Raw genomic sequence first — 23,764 nt, forward strand, 5'->3', positions numbered from 1 at the left:
AAATTCAAGGGGGTTTATGGATATGAGTGAAGTGTTAGCAAAAGGAAAAGCGGCCAAGAGCGCAAGTTATCAGCTGATCGGCCTGTCTACTGAAGTGAAAAATGAGGCACTTGAAAAAGTAGCTCAACGCCTGGTCTTAGATAAGGAATACATTTTGGCCGAAAACAAAAAGGATCTAGATATGGGCCGCCAAAAAGGAATGAATGAATCGGTATTGGACCGCATCATGCTGAATGGAAAACGGATTGAAGATATGGCGGCGGCCATTCGCCTTTTAGTTGACTTAAAAGATCCAGTTGGCGAAGAACTAGAAACGATTGAAAAGGATAATGGCTTATTGATTAAAAAGCTACGAGTTCCGATTGGGGTCATTGGCATGATTTATGAAGCAAGGCCGAATGTGACCATAGATGCTGCGACTTTATCTTTGAAAACGGGTAATGCAGTCATCTTACGTGGTAGTTCATCTGCCAAATCTTCTAATAAGGCCTTGGTTTCGTCTATCCACAAGGCATTAGAGGGTACAGCCATCCCCGTGGATGCCGTTCAACTAATTGAAGACACCAGTCGTGAAACGGCTAAAGAGCTATTCCATCTTAACGATTATTTAGATGTCTTGATTCCTCGGGGAGGAAAGAATTTAATTGAAACCGTCATGAAAGAGTCAAGTGTTCCGGTTCTTGAAACCGGGGCAGGCAATTGTCATATTTTCATTGATGAAACGGCTGATCCGGCTATGGCGGAGAAGGTAGTCTTGAACGGAAAAACTCAGCGCCCTTCCGTGTGCAATGCCATTGAAAGTTTGCTAGTTCATGAAAATTGGTTTGAAAGCCATGGACATCGTTTATTAGAAGCCTTGGATGAAAGAGGTATAGAGATATTTGGGGATGATACGGTCTGTGCCGCTTTTTCACCAGCCAAAATGGCGACGGAAGAAGATTGGTCCGCTGAATATTTAGCACTGAAAATCAGTGTGAAAATTATCAAGGATGTATCTGATGCCATCGAACATATTAATCGTTATGGTACGAAGCATTCCGAAGCGATCCTTACCAACGACGATTCAAATGCGGCGACCTTCTTGAAAAAGGTAGATGCAGCCGCTGTTTATCATAATGCTTCGACACGCTTTACAGACGGTTTCGAATTCGGATACGGTGCCGAAATTGGCATTTCCACGCAAAAACTTCATGCTCGTGGACCTATGGGGTTACCTGCCTTGACCTCAAGCAAGTATTTTATATATGGTCAAGGTCAAATAAGAGAGTAGAAGCATTCTAGTTCATGATGATTAGTAAAGCATTTTAACGGGTAATGGTATAGTACATTACTTTTTAAAGGAGCAGATACCATGGACAAGAGATTTATAGAAATTTTTAATAATGAAAATGAAGCAATGGTAGCAGTTGAACAGTTAAAGAAAGAAGGATATACATCCGATCAGATTTCAGTTGTGGCAAAAGATAGTAAGAATTTGTCTAATGAAATTGAAGAAGTGAGTCCTACTAAAACGGATGGATTTATAGCGGGTGCAACGGCGGGAGGGGCAGTTGGTTTAACTGGTCTACTTATTGGAATGAGTGCACTTGCAGTACCTGGCATCGGACCAATTTTGGCCGCAGGCCCGTTATTTGCCACATTTGGTGGAGCTGCTGCAGGTGCAGCATCAGGTGCAGGTGGATTGGAAAAACCATTAATGGATTTTGGATTGGATAAGGCTGAAGCAAAACAGTATGTAGAGGATATCAAGGCTGGGAAAATCTTGGTCGTTGCAGATACTCATTTAGATAAATGACAGATAGATTAACTATTGAGAAATACATACCAGAACGTTTCTGTTTCTATGTTAGGAATGTTAGTACTTAGAGGATGCTTAGGCATTCTCTTTTTTTTGTGCGTACAGGTTGTTTCGGGCACTTGAGTGAAACAAAATGTCAGGCTATACCTACACCTGACATGGAAGAAGAGGCACTCTTATTATCATTGTTTACGAAAGGTAATGACTCTTATGTAAATAAAAGCTTTGCTGCTTGAATGGAAAAGTATATACCGATTCCTATTAAAGAAACTCCCGATATTATCGAAATGCCTGTGAGTATAGGTTTCGATAAAAATCGTCTAAGGGAACTGGAGACGATAGCCATCGTGAAATCCCATAATAAAAGTCCAAGAAGAATTCCCAAGCTATAAATGAGTAAATGAGACATATCATATTTTGAAACGGAGTTTGCAAGTACCGAACCATAAATACCTAACCAAAACAAAATGGATAAAGGGTTCGAAAGCGACATAATGAACCCAGATAAGAATGAAGAAGCAAGTCGGTCATTGGACTTTTGATTATTCACTTCAATCTTTCCAGCGCTTAGGAGGCTTTCAATCCCTGTATAAGTCAGAACGAAAAATCCAAAAATCCATAAAAACGTCTTCAGGAAGGAGTTGTCCATAAAATGGATAAAACCAAAAAAGACAAGGGCTATAAAGACAGTATCCGCTAAAATGGCGCCCCAGCCGAAAATCCAGGCATGGAAAAACCCTTTCTTAATTCCAATGTCCAATTGAGCAGCATTAATAGGACCGATAGGAACCGCTATTGACAAGCCTAAGAATACGTAGCTTAAAAAAACAACTAAATCCAAAGTATCACCCCTTCATTGATATCTCTTAATTTGAATGTATTCAAACGAGCGGACTCTCAAACCAACTTTTTTATAATCCTAAAAAGCTTGGTCAGAAGGGATGGAAAACCTTTGGATCCATGTGAGCAATATATTCCAGGTAAAGGTAATAGGTTGGGGATTTTCTCATAGAATGTACAAGTTATTACCTAAACGAATGGAGGGATGCTTTTGAGTGTACATTTACTTTTAAGTTACTTCTTTTTAGGAATAACCCTTGCTGCCCCAATTGGCCCGGTAAATTCCGCTCGAATAGATAAAGGAATCAAGAATGGATTTTGGCATGCGTGGATTGTTGGGGCAGGATCCATGATAGCAGATGCCATTTTCATGATTTTAGTTTATATTGGCATGGTAAGGTTCTTAGAGATACCAGTCGTTCAAATTTTCCTTTGGCTCTTTGGTGGATTCATTCTCATTTATACGGGGGTCGAAAGCGTTGTACAGTCCAACAAAATAACCTTAAATCAATATAGAAATAGGGATTCCTTATTTTCCTGTTTTTTAACCGGGTTCATTATGTCGGTGACCAGTCCATTATCTATTTTGTTTTGGTTAGGGATATACGGGTCGATTTTAGCTAAAACCGCATCCAGTTATGGTACGTCGCAGGTATTCATTTATAGCGGGATGATATTTCTGGGCCTCACTTGCTGGGATTTTTTTGTAGCCTTATTGACGAATGGGTTTAGGAGATTTTTAACAGAAAGAAGCTTAAGGGTCATATCCATCACTTCGGGTGCATCACTTTTAGGCTTTGGTGGTTATTTTGCTTATCAAGGCATTAAAGCCATCGTTTCATAAGGTTCTAAATCTCTTTACCGCGTTTCTATTTCATTATGGAACTTCTTTCTAACATAATTCATTGTAGGTTTATTCATACTATGGATGATGGAAGGGGAAATTCTTATGAAAACAGAAGCCAATTGCAGCTCAGCAAAAGGGAATGCCGCTAAAAACTCTGTTTCAAGTGAACAACAAGGTGACATGAAATGGTGGCAGCTATCCTTAGTCGGTGTCGGATGCACGATTGGGACAGGGTATTTTCTAGGTTCGACAATAGGAATTAAAACAACTGGGCCATCCATTGTGTTTTCCTTTGTATTGGCTGCGTTAGGTACATATATCGTATATAATCTACTTGCTAAAATGACAGCTGCAGACCCTCAAAAGGGTTCATTTTGTTATTATGCTAATAAAGCATTCGGAAGATGGGCTGGCTTTAGCAGTGGCTGGAATTATTGGTCCTCTAATATTTTGATAATGGGTAGCCAGCTAACAGCACTTTCTCTCCTCTCTCAATTTTGGTTTCCAAAGGTGCCATTATGGCTATTTGCCTCTGGATTCGCGCTTGTTTCAATAGTGGTCGTTTTGCTGGGAACAAAGGGTTTTGACAGAGTTGAAAACATCCTTGCAGTTATCAAGACAGCGGCTATCTTCATGTTTATCATCATTGCCATATGTGCGGTAGTTGGTTGGTTTGGATTAGATGGTGGAAAGCCGCCTTCATTTCCGAATACGTACCATGAATTATTTCCAAAAAGGATGAAAGGTTTTTGGACATCGCTCATTTATGCTTTTTATGCATTTGGCGGCATTGAAGTGATAGGGCTGATGGCAATGCAATTGAAAAAGAAAGAAGATGCGCAAAAGGCAGGAACCATCATGCTTTTAGTTCTGACCATCATCTATGTAATATCTTTAGGATTAGCCGTGACAATGGTTTCGATGGAAGCATTCAGTGAAAAGGAAAGTCCCTTTGTAACAGCCATTGATAGTTATCATCTTACATTCTTTCCACATGTTTTTAATGGAGCCATCATCATAGCGGGCTTTTCAACGATGACCGCTTCATTATTTGGGGTAACCAATTTGTTGGTGACACTTGCGGATGATGGAAATGCCCCTTCATTTTTCATGAAGAAGATAAAGAAGTTTAAAGACCTTCCGTTACCTTCTCTCGTTCTGGCAGCCATAGGGCTCCTGGGGTCCATTATTACAGCTTTACTACTGCCAGGAAAGATTTATGAATACATTACAACATCAGCTGGTATCTTACTTTTGTATAATTGGGGTTTCATCATACTTTCTTCGCTTAAAATTCTCGAACATAAATTGTGGAGTAAAGTCATTGCTATTTTCGGGATTGTTTTAATACTTATAACAGTTAGTGGAACCCTTCTTGAAAAGGAGATACGTCCTGGATTCTTCATCAGTTTATTATTCATCATAATCATCGGGCTTGCTACCATTTATATGAAGTTAAAGGTTTGGAATAAGGACAAGGCGATGACGGCGAGGGCCAAAAGATCGGAACTAGATTAAAAAATGGAACCCGACTTATCGTGTCGGGTTCCATTTTTTGTTTAGATTTTGTTAACGGATTTAACTATGGGAGGAGTTGTTCTTTCTTTGTTCTTCTTCGGCCAGAAACTCAATGAAAACATTCATCGCTAAAAAAGGGTGCTCATTCACTTTTTGATAATAATTATTTTTCCTTGCATCCGTTAGATAGGTACTTTTTTTCATTCTCTCAAGGACAAACTTTTGGCTCATTTTCACTATTTCTTTTTGGTTGTGTTTATTTTCTTTCATTAAAGCAAATCCTATTGCACCTATTAGTGCATAAATACATAGTGCTATTTTAGAAATAGGATAAGAATCATTCATAAACAAGAGGAAAAAAAGGTTTATGACGGAAAATCCTATCATTACGGTGGAGAAGAAACCATACTTCATATTTTTCTTCAATAAGGGATTTAATTTCATTTGGATTTTCTTCAATTCACTTTGCATAGAGTGTGGAATATTCTTGACCTTTATATTCATCGTATCCTCCTTTAGTAATCGCTGCTGCTAGTTTTTCCTTCTATATAAAAAGATCATCCATTAATATAATCATTTTAAAAAATCTTTCATAGTAATTCGTGATTACATACATTCTAACGTGTAAAAAATTATTTGTCATTTATTATACGTTAAAGGGGGGACACGAGAAATGGCTAGTAAGAGTGAGAAAGAGTAGAAGAATCTTAGGGATTGGAAAATGGGGGATTATACATGAAAATCTTTAATAATTTAGTAATCACGTATTTTTTTGTCATAAATACATGACTTTTGTTCTGTTTTATCAAGGTTCGGCTAATTAAAATCGAGTTTTCGACTAAATCCAGCTATAATGAGTAAGCTAGAAGGATTTATAAGGTTAAGGAGGAAATAGAATGATGTCATGGACGTTAGCCATTTTGTTTGGTGTGGCAGTTTTACTCTTCATTTTTTCGTTTATAAAGACGGATTCGATGAAAGTAGAACAGCAAATTGAACAGGTTACAAGTACCTTTGGAGACGAAGTAAGCCAATTACAAATGCAAATAAGAAGTCTTGAGATAGATGCTGAAATAATGGCACAAGAAGCAGGTTTACTGTCTGGACCCCCTGAGAAGTGGATTTTGTTGCACGATGTACTAGATTTATATAAACGTGGATATTCAATCGATAGCATAGCAGCAAAAAAAGAACGATCTATTGAAGACATAGAAAACCTACTTGCTCCTTACATAAAAGCAAAGAACGAAAGGAGAAAAGTTGTCAATGACATCTAAATCGATGCGCAGCTTTGCCGGTGGCATTCTTGTTGCAGCAGGTATATGCGGAGCAGTATATTTCTTCGATTCTGAAGAAACGGCTAGCACAAAAACAGTAGAAAAATTATCTGATGATGAGATGAAAAACAAGTTAACTTCTGAAGGGTATGTCATTCATACCGAAAAAGAATATCAAGAGCAACTTGATGAATTGAAAGCCAACCAGGAGGTAGCTGAAAAAGGGACGAGCGAAAAGATTATTTATCGGACGGTCCTGAAAGTTACCAAAGGCATGACCAGCATTGATGTTGGTAAACATCTTAAACGGTCGAAAATCATCCTGAATGCCCAAGATTTCTTTAATGAAGTCGAAAAGAAGGGCAAGGCGAACAATTTACGTCCGGGTTCTTATGTGATAGATAGTGAAATGGAGACTGAGGAAATAATCTCTATTATCTTTAAGTAAGCATATTAATGAAGCAACTCATATGAAAAGCCGACTATCAAATGGATAGTCGGCCTTTTATGTCGTCTACAAACGCCATATCATTTTCGAACTGACTACCTGACTGCAGCAGGATAGTTCAATGTTTTCAAATGGGGACCTGGGACAAAAGCGACCCCCTATCTTTCCGATTTTCATAATTAAGGTATAATATAAGTGTGAAAGTATTTTGTAACGGATTAGGTGAAGAGAATATGAAGCTGATCATTGCCGAGAAACCTGATCAAGGTTCAACATTGGCAGCTCAATTTAAATCGAAGAAACAGCAAGGATATATAGAAATCATGCCAAACGAGCTTTTCCCCGATGGCGCTTATGTAACGTGGGCAGTCGGTCATTTATGTCAACTAGTATCACCGGAAACCTATCATTCTAACTGGAAAAAATGGTCGATTGATACCCTGCCGATGATACCGGAAAAATTTCAATACGAAGTGACCCGCCAAAAGGCCAAACAGTTCAATGTGGTCAAGACTTTGCTGAGTAAACCGAATGTTGATGAAATCATTCATGCTGGGGATGCTGGTCGCGAAGGGGAATTGATTGTACGTAATATCATTTCACTATGTCATGTCAAAAAGCCGATGAAACGTTTGTGGATTTCCTCACTGACTCCAAAGGCCATATATGAAGGGTTTCAAAATCTAATCAGTGAAGAGAAAACCAGGCCACTTTATCATGAAGCGTATACGCGTGCTTGTGCGGATTGGGTAGTAGGCATGAATGCATCAAGGGTATATAGCATTCTCTTGAAAAAAAAGGGTGTATCGGATGTATTTTCAGCAGGTCGCGTTCAGACCCCAACCCTTGCTTTGATAGTCAAAAGGGAATTGGAAATCGAACGGTTCAAATCAGAACCGTTTTGGGAAGTATTTGCAGACTTCAAGATGGATGGAAAGAAGTATCAGGGAAAATGGCAACAAAATAATGATTCGAGAATCCAGACTAAAGAGATGGCAGAGAAAATAGCTGCATTTTGTAAGGGAAAAGAAGCTGAAATTGCCGATATGACAACGGAAAGAAAAGAGTTTCAGCCTCCGCTCTTATTTAATCTGTCGTCATTGCAAGCAACTGTGAATAAGCTCTATAAGTACTCACCTAAAAAAACCCTGGATATCGTTCAAAGTTTATACCAAAAAGGAATTGTATCCTATCCACGGTCGGATTCCAACTATGTCACTAAAGGCGAAGCTGAAACATTTCCGGACATTATGCAAAAATTAAGTGGATTTTCAGAATATCAACCCTTTTTCCCGTTACCTATCTCCAGTATCAGCGACAATAAACGATTTGTTAACGAAAAAAAAGTTACGGATCACTATGCCATCATTCCGACAGAACAGGTTGTAGATCCAAAACGACTTTCCGGTGAGGAACGTAATATATATGATTTAGTGGTACGAAGACTGATTGCGGCACATTATGAAAAAGCCATTTTTGATTACACGACGATCAAGACAAAGGTCGAGAAGAGGGCCGAGTTCATTTCAAAGGGTAAACAACAGATTCAAGAAGGGTGGCGTAAGGTCATTTTTCAAGATGAGAAAGATGATGATGTTCTTTTACCCCTCCTTAAACAAGGCGATTCTGGGCTAGTGTCCAAGGTAAAAGTGAAAGAAGGAAAAACCCAGCCACCGAAGCGTTATACAGAGGGTCAGCTAATAACCTTGATGAAAACGGCGGGAAAGCATCTGGAAAATGAAGAGCTTGAAAAGGTCCTGATGAAAACAGAAGGCTTAGGAACCGAAGCGACACGTGCGGGGATCATTACCATGCTGAAAGATCGAAAATATATTGATGTTAAGAAAAACCAGGTATTTGCAACCGATAAAGGGAAGGTTCTCATTACAGCAATTGGCGAGAAAATCCTTGCTTCTCCAGAAATGACGGCTAAATGGGAGCAGCGCCTAAGGGAAATCGGGGAAGGTAAGGCTTCCGCGGGTGCTTTCATGGAAGCCGTTAAAAAGATGTCCACAAAGATTATTAGCGATGCCGTTGAGTCTTGTGAAACCTGGGACTTTCAAGGTTTAGATATCGATTCGATTCAAAGACCGGGTTTTAAGAAAAAAAGTGTGACATCAGTAGGAAGTTGCAAGAAATGTGGTGCTAAAGTTGTCGATAAAGGGGAATTCTATGGATGTGCAAGTTATCAGAAAACCAAATGTAACTTTACCGTCTCAAAAAAAATCCTTAATAAAAAAATCAGTCAGGTCAATGTTAAAAAGCTTTTATCCCATGGAGAAACCGATGTGATCAGTGGTTTCAAAAAAGGGGACAAGACGTTTGATGCTGCTTTAATTTGGTCTGATACCGAGAAGAAGGTAATTTTTAAATTTATATCGGATCAACCAGTTAAGCAAAATTAAGCGTTTCTACCATGCCCTGAGACGATATAATCTTGTTTCAGGGTCGTTTTTATAGTAAGATTTTTAGATATGCGTTTGAATGGGAGGATTCCTGATGCCTACACCGAGCATGGAGGATTACATAGAACAGATATATTTACTTATAGAAGAAAAAGGATATGCAAGGGTTTCGGATATTGCTGAAAACCTTTCTGTACATCCTTCTTCAGTGACGAAGATGGTACAAAAGTTAGACCACGAAAAGTATTTAATCTATGAGAAGTATCGTGGTTTGGTTTTGACAGCAAATGGTAAAAAAGTGGGTAAACGACTTGTTTACCGTCATGAATTATTGGAGCAGATGCTACGATTGATAGGGGTCAAGGAAGAAAATATCTACCATGATGTTGAAGGAATCGAGCATCACCTGAGCTGGAATGCGATAGACCGAATTGGTGACCTTGTAGAATTCTTTGAGGAATCACCTAGCCGGGTTGAGGATTTAAGAAATATACAAAAGAAAAATGAAGAAAATGCAAAATAAGCTGCCATGGGCAGTTTTTTTTTGCTCTAAAACCATCATTCGTTTCTTAAATAAGTAACCACATGACGGGGAAAAGAGGATTTTTAGTCTTAAAACAGAATAGCTATTATAAAGGGGATATTTTGAAATACCATAAAATATATCCATTTAAATCATGAAAAAGTGCGATCAGTAAATCTGAAAAACTATGTGAAATGGGGGAATAACATTTGAATTTAAAAACTTGGCATAAAGAAGCAGAAAAGAAATGGGATGTTTTTGCCCCTAGATGGGCGAAGAATTCACAGGAAATGTGGGAGACCGGTAGTCGTAAAAAGATCATTCCTTTCTTTTCTGAGTATGTGGAGGCGGCATCGAAGGTTGTGGATATAGGTTGCGGAGACGGGGTCGGTTCTTCAAAACTCGCCCAAGCCGGTTACATTGTTACAGGTGTGGACCTTTCAAACGTCATGGTTGAATTGGCTAAGGAAAATGCCGACCAACAACCCGGCCTTTCTTTTACTCAAGGAGATTTTTACAGTCTCCCATTTAAGGATGATGAAATGGATGCCGCTTTGGTGATCAATTCACTTGAATATACTGGTGAGCCACTGACGGTGATGAAGGAAATACATCGAATTATAAAGCCCGGGGGATATGTATGTTTTGGAATACTAGGACCTACGGCGGAGCCTCGTAAAAAATTTAGTTACCAACGGTTATTTGGTGAAGATGTGATCATGAATACGATGCAGGCCTGGGAGTTTGAAAAGCTTGCACTATCTACTGGTTGGAAGCTAGTCGCTGAGACTGGTGTTGAAAAAAGAGGGGTGGACTACTCCAAGCTAGGTCACTTTTCAAAAGAATTGAAACAATCCGTTTCATTTATGTGGCTCTTCCTCTTTCAAAAAGAAGGTATTCAATGATGGAAAAATATCATATCAATCAATTTGTCGAAAAAACGAAACAGCAGGATAAGGGCCAGGGATTATTTGAACTGGAGACGGAACGAATTCTTGAAATCAATCTCGAACAACAAATCTGGGCCAAAATGGGGACGATGATTTCATACCGGGGCAGTATTAAGTTCGAACGAGAAGGCATGCTGGAGCATGGGATTGGAAAATTATTTAAGAAAGCCTTTACTGGTGAAGGTACCTCTTTAATGAAAGCGACAGGGAAAGGGAAGCTATATGTGGCCGACCAAGGAAAGAAGATTTCGATTATACAATTGAATGGAGAGGCCATTTGTATAAACGGCAATGATTTACTTGCCTTTGAATCAAGTGTGAAATGGGACATTAAAATGATGAGACGCATTGCCGGATTGTTGGCTGGTGGATTGTTCAATGTCAGGCTTGAAGGAAATGGGATGGTTGCGTTCACATCACACAACGAACCCCTCACTTTACTTGTTGAAAAGGGAAAGCCAGTCTATACAGATCCAAATGCGACCGTCGCCTGGTCAGGGAACTTACAGCCAGACTTCGTAACGGATGTATCCTTGAAATCATTTTTTGGGAGAGGAAGCGGAGAGTCAGTTCAGATGAAATTCGAAGGACAGGGGTTTATTGTTGTCCAGCCCTATGAAGAAGTATATTTTGGCGATAAAGAGTCTTAAAAAGTAAAATTGGATTCCTTTTTTTATGATAATAGAAGAGTAGTAAATGAATGATTTGAGAATGAAGAAAAAGGATGAGTAGATACACGTTTGCATTTAACAGACATAGGTATTCAATATCATTTCATTCTAGTGCGAAATAAAAAAATCCTGAGTTTCTCATCAGGATTTTTCATTAGACAGATGTGTGGCAGGTTCCCCCAAAAAGGGCAATCAACGGACAAAGACCCTTTTTTTCTTTCGCTTTCAATCCCAATCATATGGCGTGGATTGATAGACGTAATAATTGAGCCAGTTGGAAAACATGAGGCTACAGTGACTTTTCCAACGATGCAACGGAGTTTTAGATGGGTCATTATCCGGAAAGTAGTTTTCGGGGAGCTGGGTTTCGATTCCGCGTTCAATATCGCGTTTATATTCGTCACCGAGCGTTCCCGCATCATACTCGAAATGACCAGTCACCATAATTCTCTTTGAATCGGTGGAAGCGGCTATTAACACACCGGCTTGATCTGATTGTGCTAAGATTTTCAGTTCGGGATGATTCACTAACTTTTGATAATCTATGTCAGTATAGCGAGAATGAGGAGCCAAGAAATAATCGTCGAAGCCACGGACGAGGTCTTCATTCGGTTCAAGAACCTCATGTTTATAGATGCCAAAGCATTTTTCCGGAAGCTCATATTTACCTATACCATAATGGTGGTATAGAGCTGCTTGAGCCCCCCAACAAATATGTAGGGTGGATGTGACATTTTTGCTTGACCAGTTCATGATATCTTTTAATTCTTCCCAATAATTAACTTCTTGAAAGTCCATCTTTTCGACAGGTGCTCCCGTGATGATCATCCCATCATATTTTTTTGAACGAATGTCTTCAAAAGAATTATAAAATTGATTTAAATGAAATTTACTTGTGTTTTTGGATTCATGGGTACTCAAACCCAGAAATGATATATTTACTTGAATAGGCGTGTTGCCAAGAAAACGCAGTAACTGTGCCTCTGTTTTTTCTTTTTCAGGCATAAGGTTTAAAATCAATATATTTAATGGCCGGATTTCCTGGCTGATTGCCCGTTCCTCATCCATTACAAAGATGTTCTCTTCTTCTAAAATCTCTTTAGCTGGCAGGTGTCTTGGTATTTTGATTGGCATAGTTAGCTTTGCCTCCTTTGTGAAATCATAATATTTCAATTATATAGAAAATTTAAAAATAGAAAAGCGATTTTTTTATTTTTTTAGATCCTCATAAGAATTTTGTAGAATGGTAAAATGATGATGAGTTATATAAAACTTGTTTATGACAGTTAAGAATCTAGAAGAGGGGTATATGGATATTGTTTGATCCTACAGCATATGAGAATATGAAAGTGGTATTGGAAGGAGCGGTATATGATCGCGACCTCATTGGGGATATATTGGTTATTGGTCGTGATGATATCGTCAATCTCTCAACACTTGCAAGGAAATATAAAATTGAGTTAGAAATGAAAGAATCAGAGCATACTGATTCTGTGACCGGCGGCTTTGAGGTATACGCTTCACTGGAGAATTTAAGTTCCGAGCTGCTGCAGTCGAACCTGAATGATACGCATTCCGGTTGTGCCGTGAATTTATTCATTTCCATACCGAGAAAGCTCAACAGCTTGGAAGTTAGAAATATATTAATTGAACTCGAGACCCTTTGGGGGAGTGAGAGAATCATTAAATTGACTACTTCTGAAACGGTTAGTGAAAAAGAACCATCCTCATCATGCCATTCAACATTTGGTATTTCTTTCGGAAGACTTATAAAGGAAGAGCAAATGGAAGATTTAGAAGATATGGTAGAGTATCTGATACAATCCATACAAATTGTTGAAGGTTCTTTAAATAACTAATCAAGAACACTCAAACTGGAAAAGTTTCCTTCACTTAAGGTAAAATGACCTCATCAGGGCTAAAGGGAGAGATCATATATGTCCATTTATGAATTTGAAGTGAAAAAGATCAATGGTGATGTCATTTCGCTTGAGGAATACAAGGGAAAAGTATTGATTATAGTTAACACGGCTAGTAAATGTGGATTTTCACCACAGTATGATGACCTGCAGAGCCTATATGTGCAATACAAAGAGGACGGTCTGGAAGTTCTAGGGTTTCCTTGCAATCAGTTCCTCAACCAAGAGCCTGGCGACGAGCTTGAAATCGATTCCTATTGTAAGCTCAATCACGGTGTAACCTTTCCAATGTTTGCGAAAGTGAATGTGAATGGAAAGGATGCTCACCCGCTATTTAGCTATATAACGGAGAATGCACCAGGAATGATGGGATCGAAGTCAATAAAATGGAACTTCACCAAATTCTTGATCGACCGTGAAGGGAATATTGTGAACCGCTATGCTCCCAAAACAAAACCGCTTGAAATGGAAGAAGATATAAAAAAATTGCTATCATGATTCAATGGCCCACCGTGTTCTTATCGGTGGGCTTTTTATTTAAGGAATAAAAGGGTCCGTAATTTAAAGGGGGAAAAATGGGGATGAAGTGGAATATAATAGGTAACAACTATTTTACCCAGGAGGGAAACAATGGAACGGATTGCATGGGTTACGGACAGTACGGCTTTATTGGACGAGGAACTATCTCAAAATGAACATGTATATGTCGTTCCTATGATTGTCATCATGGATGGTGAGGAATACGAAGATGGTGTCGACCTACTACCTGAAGAACTATATCGCAAAATGAAGGAGGAAAATAAGGTCCCGACCACCTCCCAGCCATCCGTGGGCACCTTTTACGAGTTGTATAGGAAACTTGAAAAAGACTATGATCGGGTGGTTTCCATCCATCTCTCAAGTAAATTGAGTGGGACGGTCTCCTCAAGCCGTCAGGCAGCACAACTTGTCACGATACCTGTGGATGTTTTTGACACCTTGCTTATATCGTATCCGATGATTCTGTTATTAAAAAGGCTCATGTACTATATAAACAGCGGATTCTCAATGGAAGAAGCTTTCACCCTTACAAGGAAGTATGCAGATAGCCATGAGACATATGTCTTGATTGGCTCATTAGACCAACTACACCGGAGTGGGCGGTTAACGGGGACTCAGTATTACCTTGGAAGTCTATTGAGCTTAAAACCGATCATAACCATAGAGAATGGGTTGCTGCAAACCAAAACGAAAACTCGAAATCTTAAGAAAGCGGAAAATCAAATATTCCATGAATTACGCAAATCCATTTCATTGGGTAAGGTAAAAGAATGCAGTATCTTGTACGGAGGTTCACCCGTTCAGGCCGAACCATGGGAAAAGAGGATTACAGAAGAGTTTCCAGAAGTGAAAATACATATATCACCACTAGGTAGTGCAATAGGGGTGCATACAGGTGAACAGACAATCGGGATCAGTTGGTTCAAGGAAGTTTAGGGCAATTTCCCTTTCTAAAAATTAGAACCATGGTAAAATAGAAAGGACATGGAGTGGTGAAATGCAAAAAACAATAATTGAACAAACGGAATCATTTGTCTACGAACAATTAAAATCTGATGTCAGTGGCCATGATTGGTATCATATCAATCGGGTTCGGAAGCTGGCCTTACATATTGCACGTGAAGAAAAAAAGGGTAATGAATTCATAATTGAGATGGCAGCCCTCCTTCATGATATTCCAGATGATAAATTGAATGATGATATGGAAGCAGGTTGGAATAAGCTCGATGATTGGTTGAAGATGACCGGGGTGGACCTGAATACGGTTAAGGAGATAAAGGAGATTATTTCTACCATTTCCTACAGTGCTGGAGAAGTGAATCTGACGTCCGTCGAAGCTGAAATTGTTCAGGATGCCGATCGTTTGGATGCTCTCGGGGCGATTGGAATTGCAAGAACATTTGCGTATGGGGGTAAAAAGGGACAACCTATGTATGATCCATCTCTCTCGGTCCGTGAAGAGATGACCAAGCAGGAATATCGAATGGGTAAAAGCTCTTCCGTCCACCATTTTTATGAAAAATTATTACGTTTACAAGACTTGCTTAACACAGATACAGCGAAGAATATCGCGAGTGAACGCCATGAATACATGGTTCGTTTTCTAGAAGAATTCTATAAGGAATGGGATGTACGTTTATGAAAGTTTTTAGCATGGAACATGTAATGAAAACCCAAGGAGAGAAGCTTCTTTTTAAAGATGTTTCTTTATCCATCAGTGAAGGTGAAAAGATCGGGATCGTCGGTATAAATGGGACCGGTAAATCCACGCTGTTGAATATTATAGCTGGATTGGAAGAAAGTGACCTGGGTACGAAGGATCATCCGAATGACTATACAATTTCTTATTTATCACAAGATCCTGACTTTGATGAACAATTGACCATTATGGAGTATATGTATGAAAGTTCGACACCCGTATTCTCCTTGATAAAAGAATATGAAAAAACATTGGTGCAATTGCAAATCGATCCCCAAAATAGTGAAGTGCAAAATCGATTATTGAAGCAACAACAATCTATGGATGCTCTTAATGCCTGGGATACTAGCGCCAATGCCCGGACAATCTTGACTAAGCTAGGCCTTCCTGATCATTCTCGGAAATTGGGTGAGCTTTCAGGTGGACAAAAGAAACGGGCAGCATTGGCAAAGACATTGATAGAAACTCCTGATTTGCTCATTTTGGATGAGCCAACCAACCATCTGGATTTTGAAAGTATCACCTGGTTGGAAGAATACTTATCAAAGTATCAGAAATCCGTCTTATTTGTGACCCATGATCGATATTTTCTTGATCGTGTGTCCAATAAAATATGGGAAATAGCTCAAGCTCAGCTTTTTGAATACAAGGGGAATTATGCAGACTACCTTGAATCAAAAGCCATAAGGGAAGAAAATGAATCAACTGAACGTTCAAAAAAAGAGAGTCTCTTCAAAAAAGAATTGGCCTGGATCCGCAAAGGGGCCAAGGCGCGCTCAACGAAGCAAAAGGCTAGGATTCAGCGTTTTGAAACGTTAGAAACCGGTGTTAAGGATAAGCAGAAAAACGAAAGCCTTGAAATGGAATTAAGCGGCGCCCGTCTAGGGAAAAAAGTGTTGGAACTGCAAGGCATCTCCAAATCATTCGGTAATCAGACAATTATCAAAGATTTATCTTTCCTTTTCAAGCCAGGCGATCGTATTGGGATTGTCGGTAATAACGGAAGTGGAAAATCCACACTATTGAATATCTTGGCCGGACGCGAACCGTTGGATGGTGGGAATCTTGAAATCGGGCAAACCGTCAAAATCGGCTACTATACACAAGAAAGCATCGATATGGATGAAAATCTCCGAATGATCGAATATATCCGGCAAACGGCTGATTCAATTGCTCTTAAAGATGGTAGCTTCATATCCGCTGCACAAATGCTTGAGAGGTTCTTGTTCCCCATGGGTTCGCATGGCACTCCGATACGGAAACTTTCAGGAGGAGAAAAAAGACGACTTTATTTATTGAACATCTTGATGGGTTCACCCAATGTCCTTTTATTGGATGAACCGACAAATGACCTGGATACACAAACCTTGACAGTCCTTGAAGACTATTTAGAAACGTTTTCGGGAGTCGTCATCACCGTTTCGCATGATCGGTACTTTCTTGATAAAACTTGTCACCAACTACTCGTCTTCAAAGATAAAGGTAAAATAGATTTTTATTACGGAAACTACTCTGAGTTTTTAGAGGAAAAGACAGAAGAAACGGTTCCTCAAAAAACTATCGAGCCACAGCCTAATCGGACGGAAAAGAAGAAGAAAAAGCTTACTTATGCGGAAAGTAAGGAATGGGAAGAAATCGAAGGGAAAATGGAGCAAGTCGAAGGTCGCCTGAAGGATATCACAGCCGAAATGTCAGCAGCCGGCAGTGATTTTGAAAAGGTCCGCCTGCTTCTAGAAGAAGAAAAAGAGCTTAACGAAAAGTTAGAGTATACAATGGAGAGATGGACATATCTCGCTGAAAAACTTGAAGGGGAATAAGCTGAAGACTGGGCCAGGATGCGTTAGCTTGGCCCGGTCTTTTTTTCGGTGAATCTCAATTGCATGAGAATCTCTTGCCAGTGTGATAAAATCTAGGACACGAGGATACGTATTGATAAAGGAGAGAAAAGCATTGAATATTAAATCGATAGAACCTACGCCAAGTCCAAATACAATGAAAATTAATCTTACGGAAGAATTGCCAGCAGGCAAGAGCAATAATTATAAAAAAGATCAAGCGGAACTTGCGCCGCAAATGATAAAAGACATGTTACAAATTGACGGTGTCAAGGGTGTATACCATGTGGCTGACTTTTTAGCAGTCGAACGTAATGCGAAATTTGATTGGAAAGATATTTTGGTCCAAGTTCGCCAAGTTTTCGGTGAGGATACTGGAAAACAAAATCAACAAGCGCAAATAAATGAGCATTATGGAGAAGTTTCCGTTTCCATCCAACAATTTAAAGGTATTCCCATGCAGATTAAAGCAAATGATAGCACACACGAAAAACGTTTTGCGTTACCGGAGTATTTCATTAAGGGCATATCAGCTTCGCAAAAAGAAGATGATAATGTCGTCCTACTTCGTAAATGGAAGGATTACGGCATTCGCTACGGAGAAATGGAAGACATCGTCAAGGAAGTAGCGGCAGAATTGGTTGCAGCTTATCCGGAGGAAAGAATTAATAAATTAGTTGATGCCGCCCAAGAAACCGTGGATAAAAAAGAACCGGTCATCAATCGCCCCAAAATAAAATTGACCGTTGACATGTTAGACGATGAAAGTTGGGAAAAGAGATATCAATTATTGGATCAGATGAGCGATCCGACGGTTGAAGATATTCCGGTACTGGAAAAAGCCCTTGCCGATAGCAAAGTTTCCATTCGTCGACTTGCTGCTGTATATTTAGGGATGATTGAAGACCCAAAAGTCCTTCCTAGCTTATATAAAGCATTGAGGGATTCAAGTGCCGCTGTAAGAAGGACGGCCGGGGACTGTTTATCTGATCTTGGGTTTGAGGAAGCAATGGGTGAAATGGCATTATCTCTATCGGATAAAAATAAACTAGTGAGATGGAGGGCAGCCATGTTTTTATACGAAGTTGGTGATGAATCCATCCTACCTTTTTTAAAGAAAGCTGAACAAGACCCCGAATTTGAAGTCGCACTCCAAGTGAAAATGGCCCTTGATAGAATCGAGAATGGGGAAGAAGCGAAAGGTTCTGTATGGAAACAAATGACGGAATCAAGAAAGTAAAAAATAAGTAAGTTTAAAGACCGAAAGAGGATAATCACAGACCGTGTAAGGACGTGTTTGTTGGTCATCCTCTTTTTTTATAAAAAAGGGATGAAAGATTAGGTGAAAAATGGATAAAATCATCCGTTTATATGAATAAATCCCTTTTCTACTATTTTAGAAAAATGTTTATGTAGAAAACTTTGAGCTAGAATGGTTACATTTGACCACATTTATGTTAGAATTTTTAGAGTATTATAAAAAGTTAATATATTCAATGTTGATTTGCTAAAATGAGGGGGCTACATAAATGTCTACAGCAAAAATGAGAAGCGACATGATTACAAAAGGGGTTGACCGTGCTCCACATAGAAGTCTATTGCGTGCAGCGGGTGTTAAAGAAGAAGATTTCGGCAAACCGTTCATTGCGGTTTGTAATTCATATATTGATATCGTTCCTGGGCACGTCCATCTTCAGGAATTCGGTAAGATCGTGAAGGAAGCAATCAGGGAAGCTGGCGGGGTTCCATTTGAATTCAATACGATCGGAGTAGACGATGGAATCGCCATGGGACATATTGGTATGCGTTATTCTTTACCAAGTCGTGAAATCATTGCTGACTCCGTAGAAACGGTTGTTTCTGCACATTGGTTTGATGGGATGGTTTGCATTCCAAACTGTGACAAGATTACACCAGGGATGATGATGGGGGCACTTCGTGTCAATATCCCGACGATGTTCGTCAGCGGAGGACCTATGAAGGCTGGAAAAGATAAGAATGGTAAGTCTCTATCCTTAACATCTGTCTTTGAGGGTGTTGGAGCCTATCAAGCAGGTAATATTGAAGCAGAAGACTTAGAAGAAATCGAACAAGTGGCATGTCCTACGTGCGGTTCTTGTTCAGGGATGTTTACTGCCAATTCGATGAACTGTTTAGCTGAAGGATTAGGTCTTGCCCTTCCAGGTAATGGTACTATTCTAGCCGTAGCTGAAGAACGAAAGGAATTCGTAAAGAAATCAGCTAAACAACTGATGGAACTAATCAAAATGGATCGTAAACCGCGCGATATCGTTACGATGGAAGCGATTGATAATGCATTTGCTTTGGATATGGCCATGGGTGGATCGACCAATACCGTCCTTCATACCCTTGCTTTGGCCCATGAAGCAGGTTTTGAGTATCCAATGGAGAGAATCAATGAAATAGCCGGAAGGGTACCACATCTTGCAAAGATTGCACCGGCATCGGATTATCATATTGAAGATGTCCATAATGCGGGTGGGGTCAGTGCTATTATTCATGAGTTACTGAAAAAGCCAGGAGCTTTCAATGGTGATTGTCTGTCTGTATCCGGTAAAACGCTACGTGAAAATGTGGAAGGCTGCGAAATCTTGAATACGGATGTCATCCATACCCTAGATAACCCACATTCCGAACGTGGAGGACTTGCGGTATTATTCGGGAATCTGGCTCCTCTAGGATCGATCATTAAAGTTGGTGCCGTAGACGAGTCTGTCGGCGGGTATCACCGAGGTCCCGCAATCTGCTTTGATTCCCAAGAAGATGCGTTGTCAGGAATTATTACTGGTAAAGTAAAAGAAGGGGATGTCGTGGTCATTCGATATGAAGGACCTAAAGGCGGACCGGGTATGCCGGAAATGCTGGCACCAACTTCGCAAATCGTCGGCAGGGGTCTTGGGGCCAAGGTAGGTTTAATTACCGATGGGCGTTTCTCAGGTGCTTCTAGAGGGATCAGTATCGGTCATATATCTCCTGAAGCAGCCGAAGGAGGACCAATAGCCTTTGTAGAAAATGGAGATATCATTGAGCTGGATTTGAATAACCGTATCATCCAATTGGAAATTTCTGACGAAGAATTTGAAAAACGCAAAGCGAATTGGAAAGGCTTCGAACCAAAGGTAACAAGAGGGTATCTGGGTCGTTATTCCAAGCTTGTCACCAATGCAAGCACTGGCGGCGTCATGAAGATTTAATTCACAAATGAAAGGGTGGCAGCAGATAATTCTGCTGCCTATTTTCTATGCAGGGCTTGGATGTTGGTAAACCTAAATTGTGTGGATTCAAGGTTAAGGTTCGCCTTTCGTAGAAGGTTTAAGCGTCAACTTTGCATTATGAACATAAATTATAGTATCCTTATAGTCATCTAGTTATTTCAAGGGGGAATTATTATGTCTATGGCTTATGATGAATACATGAAACAAATGGTGAAGCCAATGCGTGCTGAATTGGTGCAAGCGGGTTTTAAGGAATTGGAAACAGCTGAAAAGGTTGAGGAATTCATGGAGGCAGCCGAAGGGACTACACTTGTTGTCGTCAATTCAGTTTGTGGCTGTGCTGCAGGTTTAGCTCGTCCAGCAGCGACTCAAGCTGTACTCCAAGCAGAGAAGAAGCCAAATAATCTAGTCACTGTATTTGCAGGGCAAGATAAAGAAGCGACAGCTAAAATGCGTGAGTACTTTAATGGGATTGAACCTTCTTCTCCATCCATGGCTCTATTAAAAGGGAAAGAGGTCGTTCATTTCATTCCTCGCCATGATATTGAAGGCCAGCCTATGGAAGCTATCATGGAAAATCTCTTGGTAGCATTCGATAATGTAAAGTAAAATAAAATAAGTAAAAAAAAAAGAATGTCCTGTAAAAGGGCATTCTTTTTCAAATTCAGATTATTAAAGGAGCAGGTACATGTTTGTGACTACAGCTGGACGAGCTGACCAAGATGTTATAGAGTTGGCAAAAGAGTTCGCGATGGATCAAAAGATTCCTTTTGTATCGAGGAGAAAACGTTCGATTCAGGATATCCAAAGGGAAAACGACAAGGATGATTGTCTCGTTTTCGGGAGAAATAGAATGGAAATATACCGGTACGGAGAGAGGGAGCCTTTCTTTTTCCATCCTAACTTAGCGATGATTCGATTGAAGCGATTACTGAATGGGGAGGCTGATCCCTTTCTTATTGCAGGGGATATTAAAGAAGGGGACTCCGTGCTTGATTGTACATTGGGATTAGGTGCTGACTCCATTGTCGCTAGTTTTGCAGTCGGTAGTAAAGGGCGTGTGTTAGCGCTGGAGGAAAATAAATACTTGGCATTACTTGTGGACCATGGTTTAAAGACTTGGAGTGATGCAGAAGAGTGGATGTTATCGGTAATGAGGAGGATAGAAGTTATGGAGGCTAATCATAATGAGTTATTGAAAACTTTACCGGATAATCATTTCGATGTCGTCTATTTTGATCCGATGTTTGAGGAGACCATTGAAGAATCTAATGGCATTAAAGGCCTGACCCATTTTGCTGCAAATCATGATTTCACCATGGAAATAATAAATGAAGCCAAGCGGGTCGCACGAAAAAGAGTTGTGTTGAAAGATCATTTTCGCAGTACCCGCTTCCAGAGATTTGGATTTGACGTGTTGGAACGAAAAACCTCAAAATTCCATTATGGCTTCATTTCCATTTTATGAATTCATTCGGTCTGATAATCCCCTTCATCAAGACCCATTGCACAGCCTTCACGGCTGGAATCAGCAGCGCCATAATTCGAACCGTCCAATGGGTTGATTTGTATGGCCTGGACATTACCGATTGAGTGGGGGACTTCATTGAAGGCAAATCCCATTCCTTCGAGGTGTCCCTTGCTGTTCATATCAATCCCGGCTTCCCATTCAATATGTGGGCCCATCGGCGTGAAAATTCTTGGTTCTTCGATTGCCGCCTTTAAGTCCATTTTGAAATCGAGCACATTAATGATGGTTTGGACAACTGAGCTAATGATTGTCGGTCCCCCAGGGGAACCAAGTGTTAAAATGGGTTGATTGTCTTTAAAAATGATGGTCGGACTCTTACAGCTTACTGGTCGTTTATTAGGCTGTACTTCATTCATGCCGCCTGGAACGGAATCAAAGTCGGTCAATTCATTATTCAACATGAAACCATAGTCGGAAACCATGATGCCAGAACCGAAAGGGTGCTCAACAGTCGAGGTGCAAGCCGCGATGTTGCCCCATCTGTCGCGCACCGTGAAGTGGGTGGTTTCACTGCGTTCTTCATCATTTGGCTGTTGAATCACTTCCCTTTGCTTCACGGAATCATACTTCCATGGATTTCCGAAATCAATGGCATTGTTCCGTGACTTGAAATTAATGAACTTCCGTCGTTCAGCTATATATTCGTCATGCATAAGACCCGTAAGCGGTAATTCGGCAAATTCGGGATCAGCCAGAAATGCCTTTTTATCTGTAAAGGCCAGACGCATCGCTTCCGCTATCAGATAATATTTCTCCCAGGAACGTACATCATATTGCTCTAGATGGAATGATTCTAATATCTTTAATATTTGAATGACGGTAAACCCTCCCGCGCTAGGAGCCATCGAAGAGACAATTTTATAATCTTTATAGGTGCCGACCATGGGTTCATCAACGGTTGCTTTGTAATCTCTTAAATCGGCCATTTCCATGAATCCGCCTTGTTCCTTGATACAGGAAATGATTCCTTCGCCGATCTCGCCCTCATAAAAAGCAGATACCCCTTCGCGTTGTAAAATCCTATAAGTGTTTGCCAGCTTTTCCTTAACTAATATATCTCCCACCTGGTATGGTTTTCCTTCGGGCATGAAGAAGTTTCGCGCTTCATCACCCAATCGATATTCAAAGTTTTTAAGGGCATCACAAAGTACCCAGTTGACCGGGACCCCATTTTCAGCAAATTCTATAGAGGGTTCAATGAGTTCGGCTAATGGCTTGCTGCCATATTCATTGAGCGCTTCATCCATCGCCTTTAGAATTCCTGGAATGCCAACTGCCGTCCCTTTTGTCGAACGCTCTTTAAAGGGAATAACCTCCCCATTTTCATCCAGGAACAATTCAGGATATGCCGCTTTAGGTGCCCTGACATGTCCATCGAATATCTTCGTTTTTTTACTTTTTTCATTATAAACCATAAGGAATCCACTGCCGCCTATTCCTGTCATCATAGGTTCCACGATATTTAATGCAAATTGGATGGCTACTGCTGCATCAACGGCATTTCCGCCATCGCGTAAGATCTTTTCCCCGATTTTAGTCGCAACTGGATGAGCCGTGACGACCATACCAGCTTTTCCTGTTGCCGTTTCTCTTTTATAGTTTTCTTCTTTGGTTTTTTCATCGATGTTTTCCATCAAAATTCCTCCAGTATATCGTCTTAAGTTCTTTCTTGAGCTAGAGACGAACTTCATTGAAAAGAAAACCTTGCCATTAATAGAATGACAAGG

23 protein-coding genes are annotated in these 23,764 nt (G+C 40.1%); 19 read left to right on the plus strand and 4 right to left on the minus strand.

Annotated features, from left to right (window positions below):
* Window positions 1-22: 22 nt before the first annotated feature.
* Together ACIQXR_RS02255 and ACIQXR_RS02260 are read left to right on the plus strand one after the other, a co-directional pair.
* On the plus strand, window positions 23-1,270 hold the full coding sequence (locus ACIQXR_RS02255) for a glutamate-5-semialdehyde dehydrogenase (RefSeq protein ID WP_402869049.1): 1,248 nt from the start codon (window positions 23-25) through the stop codon (window positions 1,268-1,270).
* Between the two features lie 81 nt (window positions 1,271-1,351).
* Window positions 1,352-1,795: a general stress protein gene (locus ACIQXR_RS02260; RefSeq protein ID WP_402869047.1), complete on the plus strand. Its 444-nt coding sequence runs from the start codon at window positions 1,352-1,354 to the stop codon at window positions 1,793-1,795.
* Window positions 1,796-2,006: 211 nt separating this feature from the next.
* Here ACIQXR_RS02260 and ACIQXR_RS02265 read toward each other — a convergent pair whose 3' ends face one another.
* Window positions 2,007-2,639: a LysE family translocator gene (locus tag ACIQXR_RS02265; protein WP_402956776.1), complete on the minus strand. Its 633-nt coding sequence runs from the start codon at window positions 2,637-2,639 to the stop codon at window positions 2,007-2,009.
* A gap of 210 nt (window positions 2,640-2,849) precedes the next feature.
* On the opposite strand from ACIQXR_RS02265, the gene ACIQXR_RS02270 reads away from it, so the two are divergent.
* Together ACIQXR_RS02270 and ACIQXR_RS02275 are read left to right on the plus strand one after the other, a co-directional pair.
* Window positions 2,850-3,482, plus strand: coding sequence for a LysE family transporter (locus ACIQXR_RS02270; RefSeq protein ID WP_402869043.1), 633 nt, complete (start codon window positions 2,850-2,852; stop codon window positions 3,480-3,482).
* A 105-nt stretch (window positions 3,483-3,587) separates the two neighbouring features.
* Entirely contained in the window at window positions 3,588-5,003 is a 1,416-nt protein-coding gene (locus ACIQXR_RS02275) for an amino acid permease (RefSeq protein WP_402869042.1), read from the plus strand.
* A gap of 60 nt (window positions 5,004-5,063) precedes the next feature.
* Here ACIQXR_RS02275 and ACIQXR_RS02280 read toward each other — a convergent pair whose 3' ends face one another.
* Window positions 5,064-5,507: a DUF5392 family protein gene (locus ACIQXR_RS02280; protein WP_402869040.1), complete on the minus strand. Its 444-nt coding sequence runs from the start codon at window positions 5,505-5,507 to the stop codon at window positions 5,064-5,066.
* A 392-nt stretch (window positions 5,508-5,899) separates the two neighbouring features.
* On the opposite strand from ACIQXR_RS02280, the gene ACIQXR_RS02285 reads away from it, so the two are divergent.
* The 6 genes from ACIQXR_RS02285 to ACIQXR_RS02310 all read left to right on the plus strand — a co-directional run bounded on the left by ACIQXR_RS02285 (window position 5,900) and on the right by ACIQXR_RS02310 (window position 11,256).
* Complete coding sequence (locus tag ACIQXR_RS02285) at window positions 5,900-6,280, plus strand: hypothetical protein (RefSeq protein ID WP_402869039.1); 381 nt, start codon at window positions 5,900-5,902, stop codon at window positions 6,278-6,280.
* Window positions 6,270-6,728: a hypothetical protein gene (locus tag ACIQXR_RS02290; protein WP_402869038.1), complete on the plus strand. Its 459-nt coding sequence runs from the start codon at window positions 6,270-6,272 to the stop codon at window positions 6,726-6,728. The genes ACIQXR_RS02285 and ACIQXR_RS02290 overlap by 11 nt, the downstream gene beginning before the upstream one ends.
* A gap of 233 nt (window positions 6,729-6,961) precedes the next feature.
* Complete coding sequence (locus tag ACIQXR_RS02295) at window positions 6,962-9,133, plus strand: DNA topoisomerase III (protein ID WP_403079411.1); 2,172 nt, start codon at window positions 6,962-6,964, stop codon at window positions 9,131-9,133.
* 94 nt (window positions 9,134-9,227) lie between these two features.
* Window positions 9,228-9,656 carry a transcriptional regulator MntR gene (mntR, locus tag ACIQXR_RS02300; RefSeq protein WP_402869035.1) on the plus strand — a complete coding sequence of 143 codons (429 nt, stop codon included), beginning with the start codon at window positions 9,228-9,230 and terminating at the stop codon, window positions 9,654-9,656.
* Between the two features lie 209 nt (window positions 9,657-9,865).
* Complete coding sequence (locus tag ACIQXR_RS02305; RefSeq protein WP_402869033.1) at window positions 9,866-10,561, plus strand: class I SAM-dependent methyltransferase; 696 nt, start codon at window positions 9,866-9,868, stop codon at window positions 10,559-10,561.
* A complete protein-coding gene (locus ACIQXR_RS02310; RefSeq protein ID WP_403079412.1) occupies window positions 10,561-11,256 on the plus strand; it encodes an AIM24 family protein in 696 nt (231 codons plus the stop codon). The genes ACIQXR_RS02305 and ACIQXR_RS02310 overlap by 1 nt, the downstream gene beginning before the upstream one ends.
* 246 nt (window positions 11,257-11,502) lie before the next feature.
* On the opposite strand, the gene metA is transcribed toward ACIQXR_RS02310, so the two are convergent.
* Window positions 11,503-12,411 (minus strand): homoserine O-acetyltransferase MetA, encoded by a 909-nt coding sequence (gene metA / locus ACIQXR_RS02315; RefSeq protein WP_402869030.1) that lies wholly within the window; start codon window positions 12,409-12,411, stop codon window positions 11,503-11,505.
* A gap of 182 nt (window positions 12,412-12,593) precedes the next feature.
* On the opposite strand from metA, the gene ACIQXR_RS02320 reads away from it, so the two are divergent.
* The 9 genes from ACIQXR_RS02320 to ACIQXR_RS02360 all read left to right on the plus strand — a co-directional run bounded on the left by ACIQXR_RS02320 (window position 12,594) and on the right by ACIQXR_RS02360 (window position 21,974).
* The gene (locus ACIQXR_RS02320) at window positions 12,594-13,136 is read left to right on the plus strand and encodes a hypothetical protein (RefSeq protein ID WP_402869028.1); all 543 of its coding nucleotides are present in this window, start codon (window positions 12,594-12,596) and stop codon (window positions 13,134-13,136) included.
* Between the two features lie 78 nt (window positions 13,137-13,214).
* Window positions 13,215-13,694, plus strand: a complete 480-nt coding sequence (locus tag ACIQXR_RS02325; protein ID WP_402869026.1) for a glutathione peroxidase — start codon at window positions 13,215-13,217, stop codon at window positions 13,692-13,694.
* Window positions 13,695-13,826: 132 nt separating this feature from the next.
* A complete protein-coding gene (locus tag ACIQXR_RS02330; RefSeq protein WP_403079413.1) occupies window positions 13,827-14,672 on the plus strand; it encodes a DegV family protein in 846 nt (281 codons plus the stop codon).
* 61 nt (window positions 14,673-14,733) lie between these two features.
* Entirely contained in the window at window positions 14,734-15,378 is a 645-nt protein-coding gene (locus ACIQXR_RS02335; protein WP_402869022.1) for an HD domain-containing protein, read from the plus strand.
* Complete coding sequence (locus ACIQXR_RS02340; protein ID WP_403079414.1) at window positions 15,375-17,252, plus strand: ABC-F family ATP-binding cassette domain-containing protein; 1,878 nt, start codon at window positions 15,375-15,377, stop codon at window positions 17,250-17,252. The genes ACIQXR_RS02335 and ACIQXR_RS02340 overlap by 4 nt, the downstream gene beginning before the upstream one ends.
* A 133-nt stretch (window positions 17,253-17,385) precedes the next feature.
* A complete protein-coding gene (locus ACIQXR_RS02345) occupies window positions 17,386-18,510 on the plus strand; it encodes a conserved virulence factor C family protein (protein ID WP_402869018.1) in 1,125 nt (374 codons plus the stop codon).
* 289 nt (window positions 18,511-18,799) lie between these two features.
* The gene (gene ilvD / locus ACIQXR_RS02350) at window positions 18,800-20,485 is read left to right on the plus strand and encodes a dihydroxy-acid dehydratase (protein WP_402869016.1); all 1,686 of its coding nucleotides are present in this window, start codon (window positions 18,800-18,802) and stop codon (window positions 20,483-20,485) included.
* 195 nt (window positions 20,486-20,680) lie between these two features.
* Window positions 20,681-21,115, plus strand: coding sequence for a BrxA/BrxB family bacilliredoxin (locus tag ACIQXR_RS02355; protein WP_402956792.1), 435 nt, complete (start codon window positions 20,681-20,683; stop codon window positions 21,113-21,115).
* A 79-nt stretch (window positions 21,116-21,194) separates the two neighbouring features.
* A complete protein-coding gene (locus ACIQXR_RS02360) occupies window positions 21,195-21,974 on the plus strand; it encodes a class I SAM-dependent methyltransferase (protein WP_402988152.1) in 780 nt (259 codons plus the stop codon).
* A 2-nt stretch (window positions 21,975-21,976) separates the two neighbouring features.
* Here ACIQXR_RS02360 and ggt read toward each other — a convergent pair whose 3' ends face one another.
* Window positions 21,977-23,671 (minus strand): gamma-glutamyltransferase, encoded by a 1,695-nt coding sequence (ggt, locus tag ACIQXR_RS02365; RefSeq protein WP_402869010.1) that lies wholly within the window; start codon window positions 23,669-23,671, stop codon window positions 21,977-21,979.
* Between the last annotated feature and the right edge of the window lie 93 nt (window positions 23,672-23,764).

This window comes from Peribacillus sp. NPDC097224, assembly GCF_044761985.1.
In the GTDB taxonomy this organism is placed as follows: Bacteria; Bacillota; Bacilli; order Bacillales; family DSM-1321; genus Peribacillus.

What these genes read in the sequence shown, in the direction of transcription:
- ACIQXR_RS02255 (WP_402869049.1), top strand. Translation starts at nt 23, where the DNA reads ATGAGTGAAGTGTTAGCAAAAGGAAAAGCGGCCAAGAGCGCAAGTTAT.
- ACIQXR_RS02260 (WP_402869047.1), top strand. Translation starts at nt 1,352, where the DNA reads ATGGACAAGAGATTTATAGAAATTTTTAATAATGAAAATGAAGCAATG.
- ACIQXR_RS02275 (WP_402869042.1), top strand. Translation starts at nt 3,588, where the DNA reads ATGAAAACAGAAGCCAATTGCAGCTCAGCAAAAGGGAATGCCGCTAAA.
- ACIQXR_RS02280 (WP_402869040.1), bottom strand. Translation starts at nt 5,507, where the DNA reads ATGAATATAAAGGTCAAGAATATTCCACACTCTATGCAAAGTGAATTG.
- ACIQXR_RS02285 (WP_402869039.1), top strand. Translation starts at nt 5,900, where the DNA reads ATGATGTCATGGACGTTAGCCATTTTGTTTGGTGTGGCAGTTTTACTC.
- ACIQXR_RS02290 (WP_402869038.1), top strand. Translation starts at nt 6,270, where the DNA reads ATGACATCTAAATCGATGCGCAGCTTTGCCGGTGGCATTCTTGTTGCA.
- ACIQXR_RS02295 (WP_403079411.1), top strand. Translation starts at nt 6,962, where the DNA reads ATGAAGCTGATCATTGCCGAGAAACCTGATCAAGGTTCAACATTGGCA.
- mntR (WP_402869035.1), top strand. Translation starts at nt 9,228, where the DNA reads ATGCCTACACCGAGCATGGAGGATTACATAGAACAGATATATTTACTT.
- ACIQXR_RS02310 (WP_403079412.1), top strand. Translation starts at nt 10,561, where the DNA reads ATGGAAAAATATCATATCAATCAATTTGTCGAAAAAACGAAACAGCAG.
- metA (WP_402869030.1), bottom strand. Translation starts at nt 12,411, where the DNA reads ATGCCAATCAAAATACCAAGACACCTGCCAGCTAAAGAGATTTTAGAA.
- ACIQXR_RS02325 (WP_402869026.1), top strand. Translation starts at nt 13,215, where the DNA reads ATGTCCATTTATGAATTTGAAGTGAAAAAGATCAATGGTGATGTCATT.
- ACIQXR_RS02330 (WP_403079413.1), top strand. Translation starts at nt 13,827, where the DNA reads ATGGAACGGATTGCATGGGTTACGGACAGTACGGCTTTATTGGACGAG.
- ACIQXR_RS02335 (WP_402869022.1), top strand. Translation starts at nt 14,734, where the DNA reads ATGCAAAAAACAATAATTGAACAAACGGAATCATTTGTCTACGAACAA.
- ACIQXR_RS02340 (WP_403079414.1), top strand. Translation starts at nt 15,375, where the DNA reads ATGAAAGTTTTTAGCATGGAACATGTAATGAAAACCCAAGGAGAGAAG.
- ilvD (WP_402869016.1), top strand. Translation starts at nt 18,800, where the DNA reads ATGTCTACAGCAAAAATGAGAAGCGACATGATTACAAAAGGGGTTGAC.
- ACIQXR_RS02355 (WP_402956792.1), top strand. Translation starts at nt 20,681, where the DNA reads ATGTCTATGGCTTATGATGAATACATGAAACAAATGGTGAAGCCAATG.
- ACIQXR_RS02360 (WP_402988152.1), top strand. Translation starts at nt 21,195, where the DNA reads ATGTTTGTGACTACAGCTGGACGAGCTGACCAAGATGTTATAGAGTTG.
- ggt (WP_402869010.1), bottom strand. Translation starts at nt 23,671, where the DNA reads ATGGAAAACATCGATGAAAAAACCAAAGAAGAAAACTATAAAAGAGAA.